This is a genomic window from Mesorhizobium subarcticum, assembly GCF_055456085.1.
In genome coordinates this window covers 1,419,729-1,444,627 of sequence record NZ_CM144237.1, presented here as the reverse complement: position 1 = coordinate 1,444,627, position 24,899 = coordinate 1,419,729, and the positions used below count along the sequence as shown (strand labels likewise).

Here is a 24,899-nt window from a genome sequence, read left to right as displayed (position 1 = left end):
CCGCCATTAGGACGACGTCGCTTGACGTCTCGGCGCGCTTCGGAAACAAGGGCCGCGATACATGCGGCTAAAGCCGCTTCGAGGGGGACGGGACGTTGAGTTTTTCGGGACTGCTGCAGCTTGGCTTTTCGACGGTGATCTTCCTTCTGGCGGCGACCGCGGCCAAGCAGTGGGGGCTGGCGCCGAGCCTGGGCAAGATCCTTTTGACGCTGGCGCTCTATTCAATGGGCAATCTGATCATGCTGCGGCTGATTCGCGAATTCGGCATGTCTGTCTCGTTCAGCCTGTCGGCTGTCATCCAGCTGGTGTCGGTCAATGTCGTGGCGCTGGTCTTCTTCGGCGAGCGCGTCAACGCGCTGCAGGCGAGCGGAATCGTGCTGGCGATCGCCGCGGTGGCGCTGATCACGCTCGGACCCTATCTGCAGGGGCGGATGTAACGGGACCGGCCGCCGATGAAGAACGACCCCAACAGCTTTTTCAACCGCATAGAATTTCCAGTGCTGCTGGCCGGGTTGATCATCGCCGGCTGTCTATGGGGTTTCGAGGAACTGATGGAAGTGGCGCGGGCCACCACGCCGCACGCCTTCGACACCGAAATCCTGCTCGCCTTCAGACAGGTTGGCCAGCCGAACGTTCCAATCGGGCCGCTCTGGCTGCAGAGCGCCATACGCGACATCACCAGCCTGGGCAGTTCCGCCGTTCTGGTGTTGATCACGACGGCGACGGTGATCTATTTCCTGCTGATCCGCAGGCCGGCGACGGCACTGCTCTTCTTTGTCGCGGTAGCCGGCGGCCAGGTTCTGTCGAGCCTCCTGAAACTCGGGATCGACCGGCCGCGCCCCGAACTCGTCTCGCATCTGGTCGACGAGACCTCACTATCCTTTCCAAGCGGCCACGCCATGCTATCGGCTGTGACGTATCTGACGCTCGGCACTTTGGCGGCGCGCGTCCTGCATGGCCGCGCGACGAAGATCTATGTCCTGTCGCTCGCCGTGCTGACAACGGTGCTGGTCGGCGTCAGCCGCATCTATCTCGGCGTCCACTGGCCGTCGGATGTGCTGGCCGGCTGGTGCGCCGGCTTCGCCTGGGCGATGCTGTGCTGGCTGGTGGCGCGGCTGCTGCAGCGGCGCCACGTGGTAAGTGACGATGGCGCCTGACGGCGCCAGGGCTCGCCGTCAGATCAATCTGTTGATCAGGTGCCCGCAACCCGTCAGCGCGAAAACCATCGACAGCACACATGCCGCGGTCATCAAGGATTTCAGGATTTTCAACGGCGCGATCCCTTTCTCTTTATCGGTTGAGTGACGTTGGCCCGCTGACGAACGGACTGCCCCTGACATAAAAACGCAGCAGCCGGTCGGCATCCTTCGTAATTCCGATCCTGATGCCTTGCCCGATCTCGCCGGGCTCATAGTCATCGTGGGCGAGCCACAGCGGGCCTTTGCGGCAAAGGTCGAGCCCGTCGAGCGAACGATCGATCCGCAGCGCCATGGCCAGCCTGCCCGGTCCCCGCGCCAGATCACGCAAGCGCTCGACGCCGCGATTGTGCCGCATGATCTCGATGCCCTCGACAGGCTCGAGCGCACGGATCAGAACGCCGGTGCCGATGCCTTCCATCTCGCTCGAGACATTCAGCATCATGGAGATGCCATAGGCGATGTAGACATAGGCGTGGCCGCGTTCGAGGAACAGCGAACGGTTGCGCTCCGTCATCCCCCGGTAGCCATGCCCGGCCGCATCGCCGACGATATAGGCTTCGGTCTCGACGATGCGGCCGATGACAGTGCCCTCGGGCAATTCGCGCACCACCAGCTTGCCGATGAGATAACGGGCGAGAGCCGCCGTCTCGTCAGGCAGCTCCGCACGGGCAATCGGACGGCGGGCGGTCACGCTAATTCAACTTCGCCAGGGCAACATTGATCGCAGCAAGATTGGCCGGCGTGTCACCGGCACCGGCACCGATGGTCGCCTTTCCTGCGATGGCTGCTTCGCAAAGCGATTTCGCTTCCATCAGGCTGTCCCGGTCGCCCGTGCGGCTGCCCAGCCCGAGCAAAGCGTGACACAGGCTGTCCTGCATATAGGGGACTTCCGTGGGTTCAGCCGTTTCCTGCACCGCGAGCCCGGTCCTCAGGATCGGGATGGCGGCTTCGAACTGTGTCAAATCGTTCTCGCGCTCGCCCAGCAGCACGAGCTGATAGCCGATCGCGTTCTGCAGCAACGCCCACTGGTCCGGATAGGACTCCCTTGTGCGGATCTCCGCCGATGCCTGCCAGGCGGCGATGGCCGCACGCCAGTCGTCCGCGCCGGGTTTTCCGCTCTGGCGTTGGCCGAGCGTGTTGAGCGCATCGCCTATATTGCCCTGGATCATGGCCCAGTCGAACGGTGCTTTTTCGCGCGTCGTTTCTTCAAGCGCGGCACTGTAGGCGGCTATGGCGGCATTCAGGTTTTCTATGCCTTTCTCGCGCCCGCCCAGCAGGTAAAGCGCGCCGCCGAGATCGTTCTGCGCCAAGGCCCAGTTGAGCGGCACCCGATCGCGGGTCCATTCTTCCAGCGCGGCGTGGTAGGCTTTGACCGCTGCGTTCAGATTGTCGTTCCCGCTCTCACGTTGGCCCAACGCGCGCAGCGCATTGCCAAGGCTGTTCTGGATCATTGCCCAGTTGAGCGGCACCCGATCACGGGTCATGACCTCAAGTGCCGCGTGATAGGCAGCGACGCCGGCCGTCAGCTTGTTGGGATCGTTCTCGCGCAGGCCGAGATTTTTGAGGGCAACACCAAGATTGTACTGCGTCCCGGCCCACTGGAGAGGCACCCGATCGCGGGTCGATACCTCCAGCGCGGCACGCAATGCCGCTACCGCCGCATTCAAGCTGTCGGTCCCGGTCTCGCGCCCGCTAAGCTGTGTGAGCACGCCGGCCAGATTGGTCTGCGTCATCGCCCAGTCCATCGGCACCCTGTCGCGGGTTTCTTCTTCAAGCGCGGCGTGAAAGGCCTCAATTGCAGCCTTGAAACTGTCCGTGCCGACTTCGCGCTCGCCAAGTTGTGCGAGCGCTATGCCCAGATGGTCTTGCGTGTACGCCCAGTCGAGCGGCACGCGCTTGCGGCTGCGCTCCTTCAGGGCGAGGCGGTAGGCTTTGACGGCGGCATTCAGGCTGTCGGTGCCGCTCTCGCGTTCGCCGAGCTTTTTGAATGCATCGCCCAGCCTGTCCTGCAGGTCCGCCCAGCGAAGGCGGTCGGCGTTGCGCGGCGAAAGTTCCAGCGCATCGCCATAGGCCGCGATCGCCTGTTTCAGGGCGTCGTTGTCGCCTTTCTGGTCGCCCTGGGTCTCGAGCGCATCGGCCTCGCCGCCCTTGTAGGTCGCCGCGATGGCCCGGTCCCATTTCCGGACCTGATCGAAGGCCAGCCGATAATTCTCCGCCGCTGCGGGATAGTCGCCCTTGAGGATATAGGCCTGCGCCGTCCTGGCGATCACCGCGCCGCCTTCGAGCCGCCTCGATTTGAGATCGGCCTCCGCTTCATCGAGGCTTTTGCTGATGACGAGGTATCGGTCCTTGGCCTGTTCCCAGAATGTGACGCTAAGATCGAGCGCGCCCTCGTCGAGCGCCTGTTGCGCCAGGCCGGCGAGCCGGCCAATTTCCGGGTCGCTGCTGGTCAGCGCCGTATGTTCGGCCATCGCCTTCTTGATCGTATCGGTCTGCGCCTTCAGCAACTGGTCGAGCTCGTCCGGATCGTTCGGCACTTTCTGGCCCAGCGCCTGCAGCAGACCGTAAATGGCGTCCATCGGCACGGACGCCTTGGTCGCGGCCGCTTCCACTTCCCGGCGCAGATCGTCCGGTGTGTCGGCGATGCTGAGCAGCAACCGCCGCCTGCCTTCGCGAATGGCCTCCTGGTCCTTGTCGCCCGCGGGTGCCGGAGCACCAAAGCTCAGCACCCGCCGCAGGGACGAATTGGTCCATGGCAATTGCCGGCCGTCGGTCTTGAGATAGACCTCCTGCCGCACCAGCGTCATCAGTTCGTCGAACGGATATCCGCCGGCGCCAAAATGCTTGAGCAGCGCCGCCGCGTAGGGCGAGTTGCCGCCGGCCGCCCCGTCGAGTGCGGCCTCTCCGGGCGATGCGGCAAAGCCGATCACCATGCCGAGGCTGTCCTTGGACACGCCGGGCTTTGCGATAGGCGCCGCGCCACGCATCTCGCCGAGCCCGGTGGTCGCGACATCGATGATCTGTGTGCTGCCGGGCAGCTTGATGGTCGTCCCTGCCGGAAACGCATTGGTGCGGCAGGCATCGAGCAGCGTGATCGTCACCGGCACGGTTTTGGCCAGTTCTTCGAGCAGGTCTTGCACCGGCACCAGACTCTCGCCGGCTTTCTCCGGTGTCGAGATGTCGGCATCGGTCGGCACCAGATAATCCGCGCCACCTGCCTCGACGCCATGGCCCGAATAATAGACCAGCGCCACATCGGCATCCCTGGCATCGCGCACGAAGCGCTGGATGTCGTTTTCGAGGTCGGCCCGGTTGTCGTTCAGCGCGCGGTGGACATCGAAGCCGAGATTGCCCAGCAACTCGTCCATCGCCCTCGCATCACTCTTGGGGTTCGTCAGGTCGTGAAGCGCCTCGCTGTCATAGTCGCTCTCGCCGATGACCAGCGCCACGCCGTGCAGCTCGGCGCCAAGCGTGGGCGCCGCGACAAGCAACAGCACCGAGGCAAGAGCGGCAAGAAGCGCACGTCCGGATCGCATTGGTAGCCCCCGCTACATCGTAGCCAACGCTGATAAGCCTGGCAATCGACGGAAGTTGGGCGGCAATGCCTGCCGGGGACGCAACGCCTGTTCCAGGCTTGTCGGCTGCCATGGCGGCCGGGTTCACGGGATCCGCTCGACCCATTGCGCGCGCGATGGTCCGGGCTCGAACGGATCGCCGAAATACTGGGTCTCGCGGGCCACTTTGCCGTCGAGGAACTCCATGATGCTGACCGTGTAGGATGGCCGCCCGTCATAGGTCAGCACATATTCGGTGATCCAGAGATCACCGGTACCCGTGATCCGCCGCACCGAGAAGCGCTTGCGGTTCGGCTGCGCGGCGCGCGACGACTGGATGTTGCCCCGCCCGCGAATGCGCTCGCCCGATTGCGGATAATCGAGCACCGCGTCCTCCCGGTAGATCTGGTGTTCCGCCTCGAAGTCACTGGCATCGGAGGCGGCCCAGTGATGGTCCAAAGCTGCCTTGATTTCACGGTCTTCCATGGCGAACCTCCTTGACCATCACCGTCGATGGACCGTGATATCACGGTCCATCGCATGGCTGTTAGCGAAGGCCTCGCGGATCGAAGCGCCGGCGCTCAGTCGAGCTTCAACGCGGCCACCTCGCCCTCGTTCATCAGCGGCACGTAGAGGATCGACTTGCCGTCGGTGCCGATGTCGGCGCTGCCCGGTTTGAAATGCCCCACTGCTTCCGGCGCGCCGCCGGCCTTGTAGTTGTAGAGCGTGCCGGTCATGTAGGCGGTGGCATAGATGGTGTCGCCGATGGCGACGACGCCGTCGAGGTCAGCGAATTTCTGCGCCCCGGGCAATGGCGAAACCACCTTGCTGGCAATGTCGACCGACAGCAGTCCGCCCGGTTCGACGGTGCTGAAGTCGGGCTTGATGCCCTTGCCCCATGAGGCGACGATCAAGCGGTCGCCGTCGGCAAAGACGCCGTTTGGCGAAGCCAGCAACGGGTCCCTGACGAACAGTTCCGGCTGGTCGCCATCGACGCGGTAGATCGTGTCGGCCAGCATGTCGGTGACATAGACCTTGCCTGTGTGGTCCGAGGTCATGTCGTTGAGGAACACGGCATTCGGCACCGTGATGCTGGTGACCAGCTCGCCGCTGGCCAAGTCGACAACGCGGACCTTGGTGATGTCGGCGACATAGAGCTTGCCGCCCGATATCGCCATGCCCTTTGGCGCGTCCATGCCGTCGGTCCAGTGCTGGGTCACCGTCTTGCCGTCCATCGACAGCACCGACAAATAGCCGTTGCCGTCGGCATCGACCGGATTGCCAACGATGTTGGAGACGATGATGCGATTGTTGGCAGCGTCGAACAGCGCCGATTCCGGCTGTTCGAGCCCCGTGGCGCGCCAGAGCTCGTCGGCCTGGGCAGCCGATATGGCAGCGATACCGATGGTGGCGATAAAGGCTGGGATGATGAGGCGGTTCATGGCTGTTCTCCTGTGATGACAGGCGGAGAGCTAGAATTTTCGATACTTTTCTGGAAGGCCGATAACCGCTAGTATCGTATATCGATACGAAACTAGCGGCTGGAGGTGCATCCCATGAACGGTCTGATCTTCGAGGCACTGAAGCGGACGCTGAAGGCGAAGGGCGTCACCTATCGCGCGCTTGCCGAACGCATGGGCGTTTCCGAGCCGACGGTGAAGCGCATCTTCCACGAGCGCAACTGCAAGCTCGACCGGCTCGTGGAGATCTGCGCGGCCGCCGGCGCCGAGCTGGAAAACGTGCTCGGCTCGATGAACCGGGGGCCGGGGCCGGTCAACCATATCGCACCGGAGATCGAGCGCAGGCTCGCTGGCCGGCCGGCGCTGCTGTTCATCTTCGTCATGCTGTCCGAAAAGTTCACGCCCGAAGGCATCATGCGCTCGCAGGGCCTGAGCGAGGCCTCGATGTTCCTCTATCTGCGCGACCTCGAGGAACTCGGCCTGATCGAAGTCGGGCGTGGCCTTTCGGCAAGATTGCTGGTCGAGACGCCGATCCAGTGGAATTTCGAAGGGCCGCTCAGGCCGCTGTTCGAGATGACCAACAAGAATTTCATCGGCTGGGCGATCACCCATATCGACAAGGAGGCGACCTTCGTCAGCTTCTCCAGGCGGATGCGGCCGGAAACGGCGGAGATGGTGCGGCGCGAGGCCGAGGAACTGGCCGATCGCGTGAAACTGCTCGCCCATCACGACCAGCACACCACGCCGGAGGAAGGGCTCACCGGCTACAAGTTTACGTTTGCCTTTGGCGCGACGCCGTTTCCCGCGATCATGCCGATCGGCCCGCACCCGCGCGATGCCGGTGCGCGGGCAAAGGATCAGCCTTCCCGAGGAAAAGAGCGACGTCCGCTGCCGGCGTAGCGGTCAGTAGTTGGCACCGCCGCCGCAATCGCATTCCGCCTCGCTTGCCCTGTCGTTCCAGCCGCTGCCGACATAGGAATAGCTTTTGTTGGATCGAAAATGGTGCCCGCCACGCTCGACATGTTCCCACAGCGTGATGGTGCAACCGGGGCCGACCTTGAATGACGACACTTTGTCGTTCCAGGACGGCTGGTAGATAAACCGATGAATGCCGTCCGATATGCCCACATCGGGTGCGTTCACCATTTTCATGTCATCGCCGCGGCCAAGTGTCCAATGAGAGCCACCGAAATCACGATCCGAGAAGATGGTGCATGTACGGTTCGCGGCATTGGCCGCGGTTGCCAGGGCCGCGATGGCAAGACCCAAGAGAATGCACGGTTTTATCAGCGTCATATTCCCCTCCAGTCCGATCTCGAAGAGCTAGGAAAATATAAGAATTACACGCGAACTAGCTTCATCTGCAGAGAGTCAGCATCGGTTGTCCGGCAATTCTGCTTTGGTGTAGCACGGGGTATGAAGCGATGCTGCCGAACCGAAGGTGAGCGATCAGCTCGCTGTAGCTCGTCAAGGCTACAGCAATTTCGGCCGAGCAACAAACAAGAATTCCATCCCGGTTTGCTAGCCAAATCGATCCATTACCACCGCGAATGAACGACGATCGCCCCGCCGTTCTACATCAAGCATGTCAGCATGACTGTATCTGGCGACTGAGCTTGCCGCTTTCGACCCTGGCGCTGCCGGCCGCGCATTGTGACGCCACCCTTCGGGCATGCGTGCCGCGGCTCGCAAAGACCCACGGCAGGCCGGTAACAGACCGGATCATCGAGCTGTGGCGGAACGACGCCAATTGCCCGGCAAGGTGCCAATCGAGCGGGCGATCATCATGGCCGCAAAGAAACCCGACAGCACCGCACTTGCCAGCAAGAAACGGGTTTCCTGCGCCAGCGCCGGATCTATCCCCAGTGCGATGCCCTTGGCATAGCGGATGACGATGATCGCTACGATCAGCGCCAGCGGCAGCCAGTCGCCCTGCAGCGCCAGCCTGCCGTCGGGCAACACTCTGGCCGGCCGCCGTCGCGCCATGGCCGTACCGGCAAAGGCGCCAGCCACGGCGCCACAGGCAAAACCGGTGAGGGCGGTCGCGGAAATGCCGGAGGCGACGAGATTGTAGAGCGCAAGGCCGCTGATGAGCACCGGCAGGACGAGAAGGCGCGAAGGCGAGACGACGCGATCCCGGGTGCGGCTCCAGCCGATGAACAGTCCATAGAGGATCAACGGCCAGACCCAGAGCGGCGTATGCGAGAGGATATCGGCCATCCCAGGCATATGGCTGCCGCCATCGGCGGCGGTGTCCGCTGCCAGCGCGATGCCGCTTGGCATCATCACGAAGCCGGCAGCAAACAAAAGCGTGGTCGGTTTGCCGAGAGGCAGGGTTGTCCGAATTGCTTGGATGAGGGGAAGAGACATTGCGGAACTCCGTCTGCGGTTGAAGGCTTTCGACAAGCGCGGTATCGCTTGGTGCTGCGGTTCAACGGCACCATGCGGAGCCGCCGGCGTTGCATCAACCGCGTCTTCGGCAAGGGATGAATGGCTACGTGAAGAGCGCCCTGTTGCATTCCACGCTTCGCGAAATGCAGGCATTGCTGTTCTCGCCACGCTTCTGGGGCGCGCTGCTGGCGGTGTCGGCGATCCTCGGCCTCACCGGGCCGTTCGGCACCTTCCAGCAGCTTGATGCCTTGCCGCGCTTCGCCTACTGGCTGGCACTGGCACTGGCTACATTCACAGTAGGCTATCTCACCATGCGGCTTACGCTTGCCACCGTGTTCGGCGCCGCCGGCTCGCGGCCGGTCCGCAGCATCGTCGCCGGCATCGTCGCCGGCGTCCCTGTGACGGCGATCGTCGTGCTGTTCAACCGCGCACTGTTCGGTGGTCCGTTTCCGTCGGCCGCCGCCATTGGCGGGCTGTTCATCAACTGCGGGCTGATCGCTGTCGCGATCTCGTTCCTGGTCGCCCTCGGAAGAAACGCCCAGGGCACGGCCGGAATGCAGGTCGAGCCGACCCCCGCCGCGCGGCCAGCCATGTCGGCCCCACCGTCATCGCCGTCGCAAGCGCTGCTGCCACAGCCGGCCCGGCCGCCGCTGGTCGATCGTCTGCCGCATGCGGCGCGCGGCAAACTTCTCTACCTCTCCATGCAGGACCACTATGTCGAGGTGCACACCGACAGGGGGACGTCGCTGGTGCTGATGCGGTTGGCCGACGCCATCCGCGAGGCCGGCGACGTCAATGGCGTGCAGATCCACCGCTCACATTGGGTGGCGCTCGATGCCGTCGCGGGCAGCCGGCGCAAGGACGGCAAGCCGTTCCTGCGGCTTGTCGACGATGCGCTGCTTCCGGTCAGCCGGTCTTGTGCCGACGCGGTTCGCAAGGCTGGACTGCTCTGATTATCCGGCTGCAGCCGGTGTGCCGGTATCGTCACCGGAGCCGGCAAGATCGTCGCGCGCCTTGCGGGCGAGTTTCTTCGTCGAGTGCCTGGGGCTGTCGCCGAAGAGTTCGGCCGCCTCGGCAAGACATGACTTCCTCAAGCTCTTTTCCGAGCGCTTCAAGAGCTTGCCAAGCAGCTTGGTGTCCTCGCGCGGCCCCAGCGACTCACCGCTCTGGCGGCGCCGACCGCCACCATTCGCCACCAGCTTGCCGCCCGGACCAGCGATGCCTACCGCGCCCATAAGGCGCGTTGGGATAGAACAGATCCGGCACCAACATTCATGATAGAATTCGCACACTGATTTGCCAGACTGTAGAGGGCGGGTTTGCCCAATGCGTGACTCGCCCCCGTGAAATCGAAGTGATCCTATGCCGACCGCACCAACACTCGAACGTCGCCGCTATTCGCGCCTGAAAAATTTGCGCCAGCGCGCAGAACGCCAGGGGGCTGCATTGCAGTTCTGGGCGCGTACGACATCGCTCGCAGTGATCTTCTGCTTCTTTTCATTGATCAGCCGCTGGGATGCCTCACTGCTCTTCGTGCTGGCGGGCCTCGTGCTGTTCCAGCTCGTCGGCCTGATCCAGTTTCTCTTTGCGCGCCGTCGTACGGCACCATGGTGGATCGGTTATCTCGTCGGTACGCTGGACATCATTCTGTTGACCATTCTGCTGGTGACGCCCAACCCGTTCTCCCTGGAGGTCGCGCCCGCCGCCATGCAACTGCGCGAGGGCAGCTTCAAATTCTTGCTGATTTTCGTATGCCTTGGAGCGCTCACCCTTTCGACACGATTGGCGCTCTATCTCGGCGCGCTCGCAGCCTTGACGTGGACGATCGGGGTGGGATGGGTGATTTTTCATCCGGGAACCGTCGTTCCGGCGACGAACCTCTATTCGCTGCCGATGACAGAGCGACTGAACCTCTATCTCAACCCCAATTTCGTCGATACATTCGCGCAGGCGACCAACGTCTTGGTCGTGCTGATTATCGGCGCGATCATGGCGCTGGTCGTCTCTCGTTCCCGACGTCTGTCGGAAGACTATGTCAAGGCAGAGCGCGCTCGCGCCAATCTCGCCCGGCATTTTTCACCCAACGTCGTCGACCAGCTCGCCACGGATGACGAGCCCTTCGGCCCGGTTCGCCGGCAGGATATCGCGGTGCTGTTCGCCGACATCGTCGGCTTCACACACTATTCCGAGGATCATCCAGCCGAAGCAGTGTTCGAACTTCTGCGTCAGTTCCACCGTCGCATGGAGCAGGTCGTTTTCGACCACCGTGGCACCGTCGATAACTATATCGGCGATTGCATCATGGCGACATTCGGGGTTCCGCAAGCCAGCCATGACGACGCGACTCGCGCCATCCAGTGCGCTGAAGCGATGGTCGCCACTCTCGAAGACTGGAATGTGCAGCGGGTGTCCAGGGGATATCCGCCGCTGGACGTTCGAATCGGTGCACAATATGGCGCGGTCGTCATCGGCGCGGTCGGAAGCGAGCGCAATCTGTCCTTCGCGGTGGTGGGCGACACCGTCAACGTCGCCAGCCGTTTGCAGTCCCTCTGCCGTGAGCTTCAGGCGAATATTTGCTTTGGGTCACGACTGATTGAGGCCGCGAAGGCGGAATCGCCCATGACACAGTTGAATGCGCGCGATCATGGGCCGGTGAGCATCCGCGGCCGGGACGAACCAGTCCATGTCTGGGTCGAGCGCATAGCCGAAAACCAGGGTGCTGTTGCGGTTTCGGCATGATGCAGGCCGCCATGTGAAATGCTTGCACCTCGGCCGGATGGCCGCGCTATAGGGGCATGTCCTGACCCAGGCCGAAGCCATCACGTGTCTGAGGCGATTGCTCCAGCCTTTGCGGCTTCGGCGTCTGTGCTTGCCTTGTCGTCCCAGACCATCTGCCGGTAGTCGAAACCATATTCCAGCGTCGGCTTGACGATGCGGAAAAACGGCGACAGGTCGAAATCGCGCGGCGTGTAGAGCGAGTGGTGGCGAATGTGCAGGATTTCCTTGCGCATATAGGTCGACTGCGCCGAGGCGCGGCCGAAGGCTCGGGTGATCTCGGGCAGGATCGGGTAGTGGATCTGGCCATAGGCCTCGGCAATGAGCGAGGAGCAGATCGCCCGCGTCGGGTCGCCGGAACCGAAGGCCAGCATGCGGCGGCGCCAGCGCACCGGCACCGGCGGCGTCGGCAGGAAATAGCGCAGCATGTCGAAAATGTTCTTGAGGTCGTATTTCAGGCCAAGCTTGCCGATCATGAAGGCGACGACCCTGTCGCGGTCCTCCGGCGCCAGCCCGCTCGCGCGGCAGATGCGGGTGTTGTAGGTGCGGTAGCGCGACAAGGGTGCGGCGACACAGCCTTCTCCCATCGTGACCTCGATGAGCCGCAGCCGCTCCGTTCCATCTTGCGGCTCGGGCAAGGCATCGCCGATATAGAAGGCTGCGTGCGACCAGGTCGACTGGGTGAGGTACTTGATCGCCGCCGAAATCTTCTGGTTGCCCTCGATCAGCAGGATGTCGCCCGGCTCCAGCGTGCGGCGCAGCGTCTCGGCATCGGACGGGGTATAGGGCTCATAACCGGAGGATTCTTCCTGCAGCCGGCCGGCAAGCCAGCGGCCAAGTCGGTCGAGAAGCGTGTCGCCGGGCTGGGTCATGCCATCTGGCGATTACCATATACAGGCGCCTGGGCGCCAGACGCGTCAGCTGGCCGCGGCGCTCGTGTCCTCCAGCGACGGAGCGCCGGCAAGATCGTCGCGCGCCTTGCGGGCGAGTTTCTTCGTCGAGTGCTTGGGGCTGTCGCCGAAGAGTTCGGCTGCCTCGGCAAGGCATGACTTCCTCAGGCTCTTTTCCGAACGCTTCAAGAGCTTGCCAAGCAGCTTGGTGTCCTCGCGCGGGCCCAGCGGCTCGCCGTCGGCCTCGAGCAACGCGCGCATGACGAACAGATCATGCAGTTCGCCCAGCCGCTCGCCCAGGGCGTCGACGGCCTTGCGCCGCGCCTTGATCGGCGTCGGCCACAGCCTGCCCAGCAGCGACAAATGCATGCCATGCGTCTTGGCGGCCTTGCGCAGATCGTGGAAATCGTTGGCCTCGCCGCGCGACCCGGCCCTGTCGAGCGCCTTTTTGGCACGGCGCAAGGTGACGCGGGCGCCTTCGGCCAGCACGTCGGCGGCCTGTTCCGGCTGGTCGGGCAAGGCCAGGCTTTCCATCCGCTTCATGCCGTCTTCGCAAGCGGCGACAGCCGCGCCGATCGCTGCTCCGAGGCCGGCGCCTTCATGCAGATCGTGCTGCCGGGCAATCAGTCTGTCGCGCACGGCGTCGAGCCCGCCATCGGCGCTCTCCTTGGGAAAACCTGCCGCCAGCCGGTCGAGAGTCTCGATCAGCGCCGTCGCCTCGCGCGGCGCGGCAAGCAGCGCCGCCACGTTGCGATAGCACTGATTTTCCGTCGTGCAGAATGTTTCGTCACCGGAATGAACCAGTCGCAGCAAGGCGCGCGCACTCTTCAGCCGCTTGCGGCATTTATGCAGTCCCTGGTCCGGCCGACCGCGCGCCGCATCCAGATGCAGCAGCGCCTTGCCGATTTCCTCGGCAAGGATGCGCCTGACCTCGCCGGTCAGCGGCAGGCGCGGGTCGATGCGAAAGCTCATGCGGCGATCTCCGGAATCCCCCCGAGGGCGAGCGACGCGTTGTAGAATTTCTGCTCACCGGTCACTTCCCGGCCGAGCCAGTCTGGCAGCATTTCCTCCGCCACGTCGTCCGGCGTCTCGAGTTCGGCCACCACAAGTCCCGCGAGCGCTCCGCCAAAGACGTCGACTTCGTAGAGATAGCCGCGATGCCTAACATGATGACGTGTCTTCTCGATGACACGTCCAAGGGCGAAATCCAGCATCTCCACGGCATCCGCCAGGGGGATCGGGTATTCGAATTCGTCACGCTCTCGCGCGCTGCTGCCGAACTTGAGCGTCAGCTTGGCGGAAGCGCCGTCGCTGATGCGGATGCGCACGGTTCGGCCGGGTGCGGTGGCGAGATAGAACTGGAGAATGCGGATATCCGCCTCGACCAGATCCCGCCACGCGGTGCTGGAAACCAGGAACTTGCGCTCGACTTCCTTGCCCATGGCCGCGCAATAAAGCGGTTGGCGTGCGCGATGGCAAGACGGTCAAGCACAAGTTGACGTTAATCAATCGATTGATTAAAGTCTCGAAATGATCAAGCCAACCGCCCCTGAAATGCCGCGTCGCGAAACATCGCCCGCCGACCTGACCCGCGCGGCCCTTGTGCGCGCGGCCCTGAAACTGTTTGGGCGGCAGGGGTTCGACGGCACCTCGACGCGCCAGATCGCGGCCGAGGCAAACGCCAATATCGGTTCGATCGCCTATCATTTCGGCGGCAAGGAAGGCCTCCGCGCTGCTGCCGCCGACTATATCGTCGAGACCATCCAGACTGTCGCTGGCCAAGCATTGGGCGCCGGCCAGGCGCTCGGCAATAACCAAGCCCGGGCGGCAAGCGATCCGGAGACCGCGCGTATGCTGCTCTTCGCGGCACTGGAACGGATGGTCGGCTTCATCGTGGCACAGCCGCAGGCCGGCGAGATCGTGCAATTCGTGCTGCGCGAGCTGTCACATCCGACGGCGGCGCTCGACCGCATCTATGACGGAGTGTTCGAGCCGACGCATCGCCGGCTGTGCCAGATTTGGGAACAGGCGACCGGCGAGCCGGCCGAAAGCGAACGGACCCGGCTCACCGTGTTCACGCTGATCGGCCAGGTCGTCTATTTCCGCATCGGCCGCGAGGCGGTGATGCGCCGCATGGGCTGGCGTGACATCGGCGCCGCCGAGGCGGCCAAGGTGGTGTCCGCCGTATCCGACAATCTCAGCGCCATACTGGCCTCCCGGATGGGATCAAAATCATGAGTTTCCTTTGCGCCTTGCCGCTTGCCGCCCAGCTTTTCGGTTCCTGCGCCCCCGCGTCTCCCCTGGCGGTCGGCTATGTCGAGGGCGACTATGTGCTGCTGGCGCCCATCGAGGTGGCACAGGTCGATACGGTCACCGTGAAGCGCGGCGATCGCGTCACGCCGGGCACGACCGTGGTGACGCTGGAAAATGCCGATGCCAGGATCGCGGTGGCACAAGCCGAAGCCGGCCTTGCACAGGCGCAGGCGCAGCTCGCCGATCTGCAGGTCGGCAAGCGGCCGGAAGAGATCGCCGTGCTGAAGGCCGAGGTCGACATGGCCAGAGCCCAGGCCGCCGACGCCAAGCGCAAATACGACCGCGCCGCCGATCTGTTCAAGCGCGGCGCCGGCACGCAAGCCGACTACGACACCGCCTCGGCGACGCTGGAGACAGCCAACGCCCAGGTCGGCCAGGCCGAGGCCAATCTCGCCGTCGGCGGCTTGCCGGCACGGCCCGAGACGATCAAGGCCGCCGACAACCAGGTCAAGCAGGCGCAGTCCACACTGGAGCAAGCGCAATGGCGATTGTCGAAACGGGTGTTGGCCGCACCCTCGCCCGGCCGCGTCAACGACGTCATCCGCAATCCCGGCGACACGGCTGGCCCGACCGCGCCGGTCATCTCGATGCTGCCTGACGGCGCGATGAAGCTCAGCGTCTACATACCGGAGGCCGCCTTCTCCTCGGTCAAGGTCGGCAGCCTGCTCAGCGTTCATTGCGACGGCTGCGGTCCGAACGTGAAAGCGCGCGTCAGCTATGTCTCGCCCGATCCGGAATTTACCCCGCCGGTGATCTATTCCTTGGAGAACCGGCAGAAGCTGGTCTATCTCGTCGAGGCCAGGCCGGAGGGCGATGCAGGCCCGCTGCAGCCCGGCCAGATCGTCGACGTCGATCTTGCGGAAACGGCAAAATGAACGCCATCGACGTTCATGGCCTGGTCAAGCGCTTCGGCGACAAGACCGTCGTCGACCATGTGACGATGTCGGTCGCCGAGGGCGAGATCGTCGGCTTCCTCGGCCCCAACGGTTCGGGCAAGACCACCACCATCCGCATCATGTGCGGTCTGCTGACGCCGGACGAAGGCGAAGGCACGGTGCTGGGTTTCAACATCCGCACCGACTCGCTCATGATCAAGCGTGAAGTCGGCTACATGACGCAGAAATTCTCGTTCTACGAGGATCTGACGATCGGCGAGAACCTGCAATTCGTGGCGCGGCTCTACCGGCTGAAACCGGTCGAGGAGTATGTCGCCAGAACGCTCGATGAACTTGGCCTGACGTCGCGCCGCAACCAGCTGGCCGGCACGCTGTCAGGCGGCTGGAAGCAGCGGCTGGCGCTCGCCGCCTGCATCATGCACAAGCCGAAGCTGCTGCTGCTCGACGAGCCGACCGCCGGTGTCGACCCGAAGGCGCGGCGCGAATTCTGGGACGAGATCCATCGCCTCGCCAGCGGCGGGCTGACCGTGCTGGTCTCCACCCACTACATGGACGAGGCCGAGCGCTGCCACCGCATCAGCTACATCTCCTACGGCAAGATGCTGGCCACCGGCACTGTCGCCGAGGTGGTGAAGAACGCCGGCCTGACCACTTTCGTGCTGCAGGGCCCGCAGCTCGCCAAGGTGGCCGAAGAACTGCAGGGCCGTCCCGGCGTCGACCAGGTGGCGCCGTTCGGCGCGACGCTGCATGTCGTCGGCTCTGACAAAAAGACGCTCGAAGCAGCGCTTGCCGATGTCGAGAAGGAGCACGAGGGCGTCACGGTGAAGCCGGGCGAAACCAGCCTTGAGGATGTGTTCATCCAGTTCATGTCGGGGTCGAAGGACAATATGGCATGAACAGCGTCTTCTCCTTCGCCAGGCTCGGCGCGCTGCTGATCAAGGAATTCATCCAGATGCGGCGCGACCGCATTACCTTCGCCATGATGCTGGGCGTGCCGCTGATCCAGCTGGTGCTGTTCGGCTACGCCATCAACAACGATCCGAAGAGCCTGCCGGCGGCCCTGGTGGCGACCAGCAGCGATCCCTACACCCGCGCCATTGTCGCGGCGCTGCAGACCACCGGCTACTACCGTTTCGACCATGTCGCGCAAAGTGCCGCCGAGGCCGAGTTCCTGATATCGCGCGGCGACGTCGCCTTCGTCGTCACCATCCCCGCCGATTTCGCCAGGCGGGTGGAGAGCGGTGACAATCCGCAGATCCTGATCGAGGCCGATGCCACCGATCCGGCGGTGGCCAGCGGCGCCATTTCCACGCTCGGCACCGTCGCCGGCCAGGCGCTGCTCAGGGCCCAGGGCATGCAGGAGGCGGCGGCCGAGGCCGCCAGGGGCCAGCTCGATGTGGTGGTGCACCGGCGCTACAATCCCGAAGGCATCTCGCAATACAACATCGTGCCCGGCCTGCTCGGCGTCATCCTGCAGATGACCATGGTGATGATGACCTCGATCGCGCTGACGCGCGAGACCGAGCGCGGCACGATGGAGAACCTGCTCGCCATGCCGTCCAGCCCGCTCGAGATCATGATGGGCAAGGTGCTGCCCTATCTGGCGGTCGGCGCGGTGCAGGTGGTGGTGGTGCTGGCCGCGTCGAAGCTTCTGTTTGCCATCCCCTTCACAGGTTCGATGACGCTGCTTCTGTCGGCGGTGCTGGTGTTCGTGCTGTCGCTGGTGCTGCTCGGCTACACCATCTCGACCATCGCCCGCACGCAGATGCAGGCTTTGCAGCTGACCTTCTTCTTCTTCCTGCCGTCGATCATGCTGTCGGGCTTCATGTTCCCCTATCGCGGCATGCCGGACTGGGCGCAGACCTTCGGCGAAATCTTCCCGCTGACGCATTTCCTGCGCATCACCCGTGCGGTGATGCTGAAGGGCGCCGAACTGCCGGCGGTTGCGACCGAGATCGGCTGGCTGGTGGTGTTCGTGGTTTTGTTTGCGGCCGTGGCGCTGGTGCGCTTCAGGCGTACGCTGGACTGACCGGCGCTCGCACGAAGGCCGGCGGAAACCTCATCTGTCCCAGGTAAGCTGCGCTACGCGCAGGTGACTGGATTGGAGGGTGTGCACAGCGCCGTAACGACGGAAAGCTTTTCGCGCTTGATCAGCTGCGGCTTCTCGTAGGTCTTTTTCATGCTGTCTCCTGTTCCCAACGAACCATCATCGCCAATGAAGACAGCCAAATCATAAAGCGGTGCCCGATGGTCCGCATCTCCCGCGCGGCAGATGGCAGGCCTTCGGGCTGCGCCGATAGTGGGCATGGCGGAGAGGACAAAACCCAGGAGATGCGCCCGGTAGTTCGCTGGTCACCCGCGCATCCCGGAGGTGCGCGGGTGTCTCAACCGATCAGGCGGCCGCCATGATCTCGGCATAGGTGCCGAAATCGACATTGCCGCCCGACAGGACAACGGCGACGCATTTGCCTGACAGCTCGATCTCGCCCGATGACAGCGCCGCAAGCGCGACGCAGCCGCCGGGCTCGACCACCAGCTTCAAATAGGCCATGGCATCACGCATCGCCTGCGCCGTCGCCTTGTCGGAGACGGCGATGGCGCCGGCAAGGTTCCTGCGGTTGATTTCGAAGGTGATGGCGCCCGGCTCGGCGGTCAGGATCGCGTCGCAGATCGAGCTGTAGCCCGGTTCGTTCGAAACCCGGGCGCCGGCGGCGAGCGAGCGGCGTGTGTCGTCGAAATGCTCGGGCTCGACTGCCCAGATTGCTGTGCCGGGCGAGACATCCTTGACCGCGACCGAAATGCCGCTGGTCAGGCCGCCACCGCCGCAAGGGATCACCACCGCGTCAAGGCTGATGCCGAGCGCTTTCGTCTGTCGCATTAGCTCAAGGCCGATCGTGCCTTGCCCGGCAATGATGGCCGGATCGTCGAAGGGTGGCACCAAGGCCATGCCCTTGTCCAAATAAGGTCGGATAACGGTCATGCGGTCGTCGCGGAAACGGTCGAACGGCACCACCTCGGCGCCCATCTTGCGGACATTGCCGATCTTCATCGCCGGCGCGTCGGCCGGCATGGCGATCACCGCCTTGACGCCGAACATGGCGGCCGAAGCGGCCACCCCTTGCGCATGATTGCCCGAGGAGAAGGCGACAACACCCCGGCTGCGCTCTTCCTCGCTCAGCGACGACAGCTTGTTGTAGGCGCCGCGGAACTTGAACGAGCCGGTGCGCTGCAGCGTTTCGGGCTTGAACAGGATGCGGCCACCGAAGCGCTTGTTCAGCTCGGCCGATTCGATCAGGGGAGTTTCGACGATCAGACCCGAAAGCCGCGCGGCGGCGGCGTGGATATCGGCGATGCCGGGAGGGGTGGTCATGGTGGATCCTGTAGCGATGTGATCCGGCCATGGTGCACGCAAAGCGCCGTGCGATGCCAACGAAAAGATGTGACGGTTACAAAGTTGGAAGGAACGCTGCCGGCGAAGCTGCCAATCTCCCCCCTCGTGGGGGAGATGTCCGGCAGGACAGAGAGGGGCGCTGTCCCGCCGACATATCTGATTGTCCCCCCAATTGCAGATTACGCCGCCGGGGGACCCGCTGCCTGCGGCAGCTCCCGGTTCGAACCCTTTGAAAGGTCCACCGAACCTTTCAATTCGCCTGCGGCGAACCGGGGTTCTCACCCCAGCAGCGTCCGCTGCCTCTTGGTCCCGCCCAGTTTGCGCCAGTTGTTGAACCGGTGGCTGGCGGCGGCAAACGAGATCTTCATCTGCTGCGCGACCGAATAGCGCGACTTGCCGTCGTCGAACATGCGGTAGCAGCACTCGACGCCTTCCTCGGTCAACTTGCCGTCCGGCGCCTTGTTGTGCGGATTGGCGGGGTCGAATTTCTCGACCTGCTGTTCGACCAGGCCCTTCAGGCGCTGCAAATCGGCCTCGATGCTGGCGATGAGATCGAGAACGGGTTTTGGGTCATAGGGGTGCGGGGGCTGTTTTGCCGTCATCTCTTGGTTCCTCTTGGTTCGAGCAGATATATAGGTAAACCTTCACTGATAATGAAGGGGTACGGAATGCGCCAGGCTTCAACAATTCTTGACCGCGACCCAAAGCGCCCAATTGACCACAGCTGCGCAAATCCCTAGTTTAGAATTATTCTAAACTAGGGTGATTTCCTCATGCTTTCCCGTGTTTTCGGCTTCGGCCGCCGCCCCTTCGAGACGCTCTCCGAACAGGAGATCCTGGCACTGGCCATTTCCTCCGAGGAAGACGATGGCCGCATCTACCGGGCCTATGCCGACGGGCTGGCGGAAAGCTTCCCGCAATCGGCAAAAGTGTTCGAGGAGATGGCCGAGGAAGAGGACGGCCATCGCGACGTGCTGATCGAGCTTTTCCGCAAGCGGTTCGGCGAGCGCATACCGTTGATCCGGCGCGAACATGTGAAGGGCTATTATGAGCGTAAGCCCGACTGGCTGGTAAGGCCGCTCGGCATCGAGCATGTGCGCCGCCAGGCCGAAGCCATGGAGCGGCAAGCCTACCTGTTCTACGTCGAAGCGGCCAAGCGTACCACCGACGCCTCGACTCGAAAACTTCTTGACGACCTGGCGATAGCCGAACAGGGCCACGAAACGCTGGCGCAGCGTCTGGAGCAAAAGCACGTGCCCGGCGACGTGAAGGATGAAGAGGCCGCCGCCGAGCAGCGCCAGTTCATCCTGACCTATGTGCAGCCGGGACTCGCCGGCCTTATGGACGGTTCGGTGTCGACGTTGGCGCCGATCTTCGCCGCCGCCTTTGCCACGCATGACACCTGGCAGACCTTTCTGGTCGGGCTTGCCGCGTCGATCGGCGCCGGTATTTCCATGGGTTTCACCGAAGTCGCTTCCGACGACGGCAAACTCTCGGGTCGCGGCTCGCCGATAAAACGCGGCATCACCACCGGCGTCATGACATCGGCCGGCGGTCTCGGCCACGCGCTGCCCTATCTCATCCCGAGCTTCTGGACGGCGACTGCCGTTGCGGCGGTGGTGGTGTTCTTCGAACTATGGGCGATCGCCTTCGTCCAGAACCGCTACATGCAGACACCCTTCCTGCGCGCCGCCTTCCAGGTGGTGCTGGGCGGTGCACTGGTGTTTGCGGCCGGCGTGCTGATCGGGAATGCTTAGCAGCAACTCTGTCCTTTCCCCGCAAGGGGGAAGGAGGAGCCTACCCATTCACCGCCCGGCTGTCCGCCGGCGCCTCATCCCTCTCCGTCAGCCCATAATCCCTCACCACATGGGCGATGCGCAGTCGATAACCGGCAAATATACCGTCGCGCCCCGCCTGCTGCGCTTGCCGGTGTTCCTCGGTGGTGCGCCAGGCCTTCACCGCCTCCTCGTCGCGCCAGAATGACAGTGACAGGATGCGGTTGGTGTCGGCCAAGCTCTGGAAGCGTTCGATGGAGATGAACCCGTCGATACCGTCGAGCAGCGGGCGCAGCTCGGCGGCAATGCCGAGATAGGCATTGCGCCGGCCCTCCGCGGGCTGCACCTCGAAGATGACGGCGATCACGGCAGCACCAATTTTGCGTGTGGTCCCGAGACGTGTTTTAGAAACATGCGGTCCTCCTTGAGGATGAATCGTTCACGCTTGGCGAACTCATAGTTTGCCTTGCCGGCGGGATCGGCGGCAAGCCGCGCACGATAGGCTTCGTAGGCTGCCAGGCTTTCGATGTTGTAGGCGGCATAGGCCGTCGTCGCTGATCCTTCATGCGGTGCGTAATAGCCGATCAGATCGGCGCCGCAGCGCGGAATGGCTTGGCCCCAGTTGCGGGCATACTCCTCGAAGGCAGGCTTGCCGAACGGGTCGATCTCATAGCGGATGAAGCAGGTGATGGTCATGGTCGTCTCCTTTTGGGATGGTTGGCGTCGATGGTTCGAGCCACGTCGAAACGTTGTGCCGCTCGATCTGCTAGGCAATTCTCTTGCTGGTCATGACCGCCAGAAGGACTTCGCGCATTCGCGGCGCACGTCCTCCCGGGTCAGGCCGAGGTCGCGCAGCAGGTGGTCGTCGACCTCCGAAAGGTCACGGCGTTGCAGGTAACGGTCATACCAGCGGGCCAGCAGCCGCATACGAACCCAGTCGATGAACGGGAACGATTGGCTGCCGGGGAACGGGGTGAAGGTGGTTCGTGCTGTCATCGTCGTCTCCTTGATCTGGTCGGAGAATAGTGGTTATCTGACAAGAATGCTTCGATGAGGAACGAACTATGCGTGAAGGACCCGACATCGCCCGCATCGCCAGCCTGGTCGGCGACCCGGCCCGCGCCAATATGCTGAACGCGCTGATGGGCGGCACGGCACTGACGGCGAGTGAACTGGCGCTGGAAGCCGGCGTGTCGCTGCCCACCGCTTCTTCGCATCTGTCGAAACTGATGGAGGGCGGGCTGCTGACCCTGGCCAGCCAGGGCCGTCATCGCTATTACGGCCTCGCTGGACCACAGGTGGCAGGCATGATCGAAGCCATCACCGGTGTCGCGGAAGCTGTTGGCCCGAAGCGCGTGCGGCCGGGTCCGCGCGACGGCGCCATGCGCGTGGCGCGCGTCTGCTACGACCACCTCGCCGGCGAACAGGCGGTGGCGATGCTCGATCGCCTGGTCGAGAAAGACATACTGGTGCGTGACGACAAGGAGATCAGGCTCGGGCCGTCGGCAGCCTCGCATTTCGCGGCCATCGGCATCGAGGTCGGCTCCAAGCCGCGCCGGCCGGTCTGCCGCGCCTGCCTCGACTGGAGCGTTCGCCGCTCGCATCTCGCCGGCACTTTGGGTGCAGCCATCCTCGACAAGATTCTGTTGGAGAAATGGGCAAGGCGGGAAAAGGACAGCCGCGCGGTGGTGTTTTCCCCGCCGGGCAAGCAGGCCTTCGAAAGGGTGTTTCTGGCTTGAGGCTACGAACTACCCCCGCTTCAACGCCTTCCCCTGCTTGAAGAAATCCTTCCACGGATCGGCTTCCGCCAACTTCGCCAGCGTCGTCTTGTCGCCGATCGGAAAAGCGTTCGGCGCCAGCCCGGCCTCGATCTCCGCCCACGTCACCGGCATCGACACCGTCGCGCCTTTCTTGGCCCGCGACGAATAGGGCGCGACGGTCGTTGAGCCCCTGCCATTGCGCAGATAGTCGACGAAGATTTTTCCGGTGCGCGCCTTTTTCGACAGCGTCGCCGTGTAGCGGTCCGGGGCGGACTGCTCCAGCGCCTTGGCGAAATCATGCGTTAACGTCTTCACCGCCTCCCAATCCGCGGACGGTTTCAGCGGCACCAGCACATGATAGCCCTTGCCGCCCGATGTCTTGACGAAGTTCGGCAGCGACAGCTCGTCTAGCTTGCCCCTGATGTCGAGCGCCGCCTCACGCACCGCTTTCACCTCGACGCCTTCATCGGGGTCGAGATCGAAGATGATCTGGTCAGGCTGTTCAAGCTTGTCGATCGTGCAGCCCCAGATGTGGATTTCCACCACGCCATACTGGACGAGTGCCGCGACCCCGTCGAAATCCCGGATGAACAGGATCTCCTCGCCATCTGTGGGGTCCTCCATGCGCGCGATCTTGTCGCTCATGCCCGCCGAGGCATGTTTTTGGAAGAAGCGCGGTCCGCCGACGCCATCCGGCGCCCGCACCAGGCTGAGCGGCCGGTTGACGACGAATTGCTCCATGCGTGGCCAGACCTGCGCGTAATGGTCGAGCAGGCCCTGCTTGGAGATTTTCTCCTCCGGCCACAGCAGCTTGTCGGGGTGGGAGAGTTTGACCGTGGTCGTCATCGCCCCGGCGGATTTGCCAGTGCCGCCTGATGCCGGCTTGGCCTTGCTTGTCGCTGCCTTCGGCTTTTCTTGCACAACGTCCTCCGCCGGCTTGTCCTCGCGCAACCCCTGGAACGAGGCATGGCGTATTATACGGTCCGAGGTCCAGCTGCGAAACTCCACTTCGCCGACAAGCTCCGGCTTGACCCAGACCAGGCCCTTGCCCTTCGGCACGGCCGCGTCGAAGGGCGAATCCTGCGCCTTCAGCGCATCGAGTTTTTTCTTCAGCTCCGTCGCAGCCTTGGCGGAGAAGCCGGTGCCGACGCGACCGGCATAGTGCAGTTTGCCGCCTTCATAAAAGCCGACCAGCAGCGAGCGCAGCCCGCGCCCGGTCTTGTCCGACGGCAGATAGCCGCCGATGACGAATTCCTGGCGTGCCGTGCATTTCGACTTCACCCATGTCGACCCGCGCCCGCTGCGATAGGGCGCATCGGCGCGTTTTGACACGACGCCTTCCAGACCCATGCGGCAGGCATGCTCAAGCATGATCTTGCCGGGTTCGGAAAAGTGGTCGGAGAAACGCACTGCCGGATTGTCCGGCTGCTTGCCGAGCAGCTCCTGCAGGGCCTGCTTGCGCTCGACCAGCGGCTCGGCGCGCAAATCCTGGCCATCGAGATGCATGATATCGAAGACGTAGTAGATGAAGCGGTCTGTCCGCTTCGCCGACAAATCCTGTTGCAGCAGCGCGAAGGAAGAAACGCCGCTGTCGGCCAGCACGACGATCTCGCCATCGATGATCGCGTCGCTGCATTTCAGCCCTGCCAGTTCGGCCGCGATCTCGCCGCCGAACTTCTCCGTCCAGTCGAGCCCGGTGCGGGTCAAGAGCCGCACATCCGTGCCGGCGATCAGCGCCTGCATGCGATAGCCATCGAATTTTACTTCATGCAGCCAATCCTTGCCGCCGGGTGCATCCCGCTCCAGCGTCGCAAGTTGCGGTTCGATGAAGTCGAGTTTCCGGCCTGCAGCCTTCGCCTTCGCGGCAGCCGGCTTGTTGGAATGCCAGACTTTCGGCTTCTCGCCCTTGGCCGCCTTGCCTTCGCCGACCTCTTCGATCGTCAGGCCGGACTTCACTGATTCCGGCGCCTCCTTCAGAATATCGTCGCCGGGCCGTGCGGCGGCATCGTCCGATTTGATCAGCAGCCAGTTGTCGCGCTTCTCGCCAGCGCGTGGCTTCAGCCGCACCAGATGCCACAGACCATGCAGCTTGTGGCCCTTGAGCTCGAAGCTGATGTGGCCCTTCTTCATCGCCTTGGCCGGATCGATCTCGGGCACCCACGTGCCTTCGTCCCAGACGATGACCGAGCCGCCGCCATATTCGCCCTTGGGGATCGTGCCCTCGAAGGAGGCATAGTCGATCGGATGATCCTCGACATGCACCGCGAGCCGTTTTTCGTGCGGATCGAGGCTGGGCCCGCGCGTCACCGCCCAGCTCCACAGCACGCCGTCATGCTCGAGACGAAAATCATAGTGCAGCCTTGTCGCGGCATGTTTCTGGATGACGAAGATGCCGCCGGCTTTCGTGCCGCGGACAACCTTGCCGGCCGGCTCCGACGTCTTCTTGAAATCGCGCTTGGCGTTGTACTGTTCGAGGGCGGCCATTGTTTCTCGTC

At 63.5% G+C, this 24,899-nt stretch carries 26 protein-coding genes and 1 pseudogene; 11 read left to right on the top strand and 16 right to left on the bottom strand.

Annotated features, from left to right (window positions below; translation table 11 throughout):
• Positions 1–95 precede the first annotated feature (95 nt).
• Together ACZYHG_RS06870 and ACZYHG_RS06865 are read left to right on the top strand one after the other, a co-directional pair.
• Positions 96–437 (top strand): hypothetical protein, encoded by a 342-nt coding sequence (locus tag ACZYHG_RS06870; protein WP_464613124.1) that lies wholly within the window; start codon positions 96–98, stop codon positions 435–437.
• Positions 438–452: 15 nt separating this feature from the next.
• Positions 453–1,157 (top strand): phosphatase PAP2 family protein, encoded by a 705-nt coding sequence (locus ACZYHG_RS06865; RefSeq protein ID WP_464613123.1) that lies wholly within the window; start codon positions 453–455, stop codon positions 1,155–1,157.
• Positions 1,158–1,290: 133 nt separating this feature from the next.
• Here the strand turns inward: ACZYHG_RS06865 and ACZYHG_RS06860 are convergent, their stop codons facing one another.
• The 4 genes from ACZYHG_RS06860 to ACZYHG_RS06845 all read right to left on the bottom strand — a co-directional run bounded on the left by ACZYHG_RS06860 (position 1,291) and on the right by ACZYHG_RS06845 (position 6,195).
• The gene (locus tag ACZYHG_RS06860) at positions 1,291–1,890 is read right to left on the bottom strand and encodes a DNA-3-methyladenine glycosylase (RefSeq protein ID WP_464613122.1); all 600 of its coding nucleotides are present in this window, start codon (positions 1,888–1,890) and stop codon (positions 1,291–1,293) included.
• A gap of 1 nt (position 1,891) precedes the next feature.
• Positions 1,892–4,735 (bottom strand): caspase family protein, encoded by a 2,844-nt coding sequence (locus ACZYHG_RS06855; protein ID WP_464613121.1) that lies wholly within the window; start codon positions 4,733–4,735, stop codon positions 1,892–1,894.
• A gap of 123 nt (positions 4,736–4,858) precedes the next feature.
• Positions 4,859–5,239, bottom strand: coding sequence for a nuclear transport factor 2 family protein (locus ACZYHG_RS06850; RefSeq protein ID WP_464613120.1), 381 nt, complete (start codon positions 5,237–5,239; stop codon positions 4,859–4,861).
• Positions 5,240–5,334: 95 nt separating this feature from the next.
• Entirely contained in the window at positions 5,335–6,195 is an 861-nt protein-coding gene (locus tag ACZYHG_RS06845; protein WP_464613119.1) for an SMP-30/gluconolactonase/LRE family protein, read from the bottom strand.
• Positions 6,196–6,309: 114 nt separating this feature from the next.
• Between ACZYHG_RS06845 and ACZYHG_RS06840 the strand changes: the two genes are divergently transcribed.
• Entirely contained in the window at positions 6,310–7,113 is an 804-nt protein-coding gene (locus tag ACZYHG_RS06840; RefSeq protein ID WP_464613118.1) for a helix-turn-helix domain-containing protein, read from the top strand.
• Between the two features lie 3 nt (positions 7,114–7,116).
• Here the strand turns inward: ACZYHG_RS06840 and ACZYHG_RS06835 are convergent, their stop codons facing one another.
• Positions 7,117–7,509, bottom strand: coding sequence for a peptidase inhibitor family I36 protein (locus ACZYHG_RS06835; protein ID WP_464613117.1), 393 nt, complete (start codon positions 7,507–7,509; stop codon positions 7,117–7,119).
• A gap of 426 nt (positions 7,510–7,935) precedes the next feature.
• Positions 7,936–8,583 carry a DUF6622 family protein gene (locus ACZYHG_RS06830; protein WP_464613116.1) on the bottom strand — a complete coding sequence of 216 codons (648 nt, stop codon included), beginning with the start codon at positions 8,581–8,583 and terminating at the stop codon, positions 7,936–7,938.
• A 143-nt stretch (positions 8,584–8,726) separates the two neighbouring features.
• On the opposite strand from ACZYHG_RS06830, the gene ACZYHG_RS06825 reads away from it, so the two are divergent.
• Positions 8,727–9,557, top strand: coding sequence for a LytTR family DNA-binding domain-containing protein (locus ACZYHG_RS06825; protein ID WP_464613115.1), 831 nt, complete (start codon positions 8,727–8,729; stop codon positions 9,555–9,557).
• Here the strand turns inward: ACZYHG_RS06825 and ACZYHG_RS06820 are convergent.
• Positions 9,558–9,764 (bottom strand): annotated as a pseudogene (locus ACZYHG_RS06820) (CHAD domain-containing protein); the annotation flags it as partial.
• Between the two features lie 202 nt (positions 9,765–9,966).
• On the opposite strand from ACZYHG_RS06820, the gene ACZYHG_RS06815 reads away from it, so the two are divergent.
• Positions 9,967–11,343: an adenylate/guanylate cyclase domain-containing protein gene (locus tag ACZYHG_RS06815; protein ID WP_464613114.1), complete on the top strand. Its 1,377-nt coding sequence runs from the start codon at positions 9,967–9,969 to the stop codon at positions 11,341–11,343.
• An 80-nt stretch (positions 11,344–11,423) separates the two neighbouring features.
• Here the strand turns inward: ACZYHG_RS06815 and ACZYHG_RS06810 are convergent, their stop codons facing one another.
• From ACZYHG_RS06810 to ACZYHG_RS06800, 3 genes are read right to left on the bottom strand one after another with little or no spacing between them, the layout of a single operon-like run.
• Complete coding sequence (locus ACZYHG_RS06810; protein WP_464613113.1) at positions 11,424–12,251, bottom strand: C40 family peptidase; 828 nt, start codon at positions 12,249–12,251, stop codon at positions 11,424–11,426.
• 45 nt (positions 12,252–12,296) lie between these two features.
• Complete coding sequence (locus tag ACZYHG_RS06805; RefSeq protein WP_464613112.1) at positions 12,297–13,241, bottom strand: CHAD domain-containing protein; 945 nt, start codon at positions 13,239–13,241, stop codon at positions 12,297–12,299.
• Positions 13,238–13,711: a CYTH domain-containing protein gene (locus ACZYHG_RS06800; RefSeq protein ID WP_027032137.1), complete on the bottom strand. Its 474-nt coding sequence runs from the start codon at positions 13,709–13,711 to the stop codon at positions 13,238–13,240. The genes ACZYHG_RS06805 and ACZYHG_RS06800 overlap by 4 nt, the downstream gene beginning before the upstream one ends.
• Positions 13,712–13,799: 88 nt before the next feature.
• On the opposite strand from ACZYHG_RS06800, the gene ACZYHG_RS06795 reads away from it, so the two are divergent.
• Genes ACZYHG_RS06795 through ACZYHG_RS06780 form a run of 4 tightly spaced genes read left to right on the top strand, consistent with a single transcriptional unit; the run spans position 13,800 to position 17,507 of the window.
• Positions 13,800–14,507: a CerR family C-terminal domain-containing protein gene (locus ACZYHG_RS06795; RefSeq protein WP_464613111.1), complete on the top strand. Its 708-nt coding sequence runs from the start codon at positions 13,800–13,802 to the stop codon at positions 14,505–14,507.
• A complete protein-coding gene (locus ACZYHG_RS06790; protein WP_464613110.1) occupies positions 14,504–15,457 on the top strand; it encodes an HlyD family secretion protein in 954 nt (317 codons plus the stop codon). Before ACZYHG_RS06795 ends, ACZYHG_RS06790 begins: the two co-directional genes overlap by 4 nt.
• On the top strand, positions 15,454–16,374 hold the full coding sequence (locus tag ACZYHG_RS06785) for an ABC transporter ATP-binding protein (RefSeq protein ID WP_464613109.1): 921 nt from the start codon (positions 15,454–15,456) through the stop codon (positions 16,372–16,374). The genes ACZYHG_RS06790 and ACZYHG_RS06785 overlap by 4 nt, the downstream gene beginning before the upstream one ends.
• Complete coding sequence (locus ACZYHG_RS06780) at positions 16,371–17,507, top strand: ABC transporter permease (protein WP_464613108.1); 1,137 nt, start codon at positions 16,371–16,373, stop codon at positions 17,505–17,507. The genes ACZYHG_RS06785 and ACZYHG_RS06780 overlap by 4 nt, the downstream gene beginning before the upstream one ends.
• Before the next feature lie 363 nt (positions 17,508–17,870).
• Here ACZYHG_RS06780 and ACZYHG_RS06775 read toward each other — a convergent pair whose 3' ends face one another.
• Positions 17,871–18,848 (bottom strand): threonine/serine dehydratase, encoded by a 978-nt coding sequence (locus tag ACZYHG_RS06775; RefSeq protein WP_464613107.1) that lies wholly within the window; start codon positions 18,846–18,848, stop codon positions 17,871–17,873.
• A gap of 299 nt (positions 18,849–19,147) precedes the next feature.
• A complete protein-coding gene (locus ACZYHG_RS06770) occupies positions 19,148–19,471 on the bottom strand; it encodes a hypothetical protein (RefSeq protein ID WP_057143770.1) in 324 nt (107 codons plus the stop codon).
• A gap of 171 nt (positions 19,472–19,642) precedes the next feature.
• On the opposite strand from ACZYHG_RS06770, the gene mbfA reads away from it, so the two are divergent.
• Positions 19,643–20,626 (top strand): iron exporter MbfA, encoded by a 984-nt coding sequence (gene mbfA, locus ACZYHG_RS06765; protein ID WP_464613106.1) that lies wholly within the window; start codon positions 19,643–19,645, stop codon positions 20,624–20,626.
• 40 nt (positions 20,627–20,666) lie between these two features.
• Here the strand turns inward: mbfA and ACZYHG_RS06760 are convergent, their stop codons facing one another.
• The 3 genes from ACZYHG_RS06760 to ACZYHG_RS06750 form a co-directional block, all read right to left on the bottom strand.
• Positions 20,667–21,011, bottom strand: a complete 345-nt coding sequence (locus tag ACZYHG_RS06760; RefSeq protein ID WP_464613105.1) for an antibiotic biosynthesis monooxygenase family protein — start codon at positions 21,009–21,011, stop codon at positions 20,667–20,669.
• A complete protein-coding gene (locus ACZYHG_RS06755) occupies positions 21,008–21,340 on the bottom strand; it encodes an NIPSNAP family protein (protein WP_464613104.1) in 333 nt (110 codons plus the stop codon). Before ACZYHG_RS06755 ends, ACZYHG_RS06760 begins: the two co-directional genes overlap by 4 nt.
• 90 nt (positions 21,341–21,430) lie before the next feature.
• Complete coding sequence (locus ACZYHG_RS06750; protein WP_464613103.1) at positions 21,431–21,640, bottom strand: DUF1127 domain-containing protein; 210 nt, start codon at positions 21,638–21,640, stop codon at positions 21,431–21,433.
• Positions 21,641–21,708: 68 nt separating this feature from the next.
• On the opposite strand from ACZYHG_RS06750, the gene ACZYHG_RS06745 reads away from it, so the two are divergent.
• A complete protein-coding gene (locus ACZYHG_RS06745; protein WP_464613102.1) occupies positions 21,709–22,383 on the top strand; it encodes an ArsR/SmtB family transcription factor in 675 nt (224 codons plus the stop codon).
• A gap of 9 nt (positions 22,384–22,392) precedes the next feature.
• Here ACZYHG_RS06745 and ligD read toward each other — a convergent pair whose 3' ends face one another.
• Positions 22,393–24,888, bottom strand: a complete 2,496-nt coding sequence (gene ligD / locus ACZYHG_RS06740) for a DNA ligase D (protein WP_464613101.1) — start codon at positions 24,886–24,888, stop codon at positions 22,393–22,395.
• Positions 24,889–24,899 lie beyond the last annotated feature (11 nt).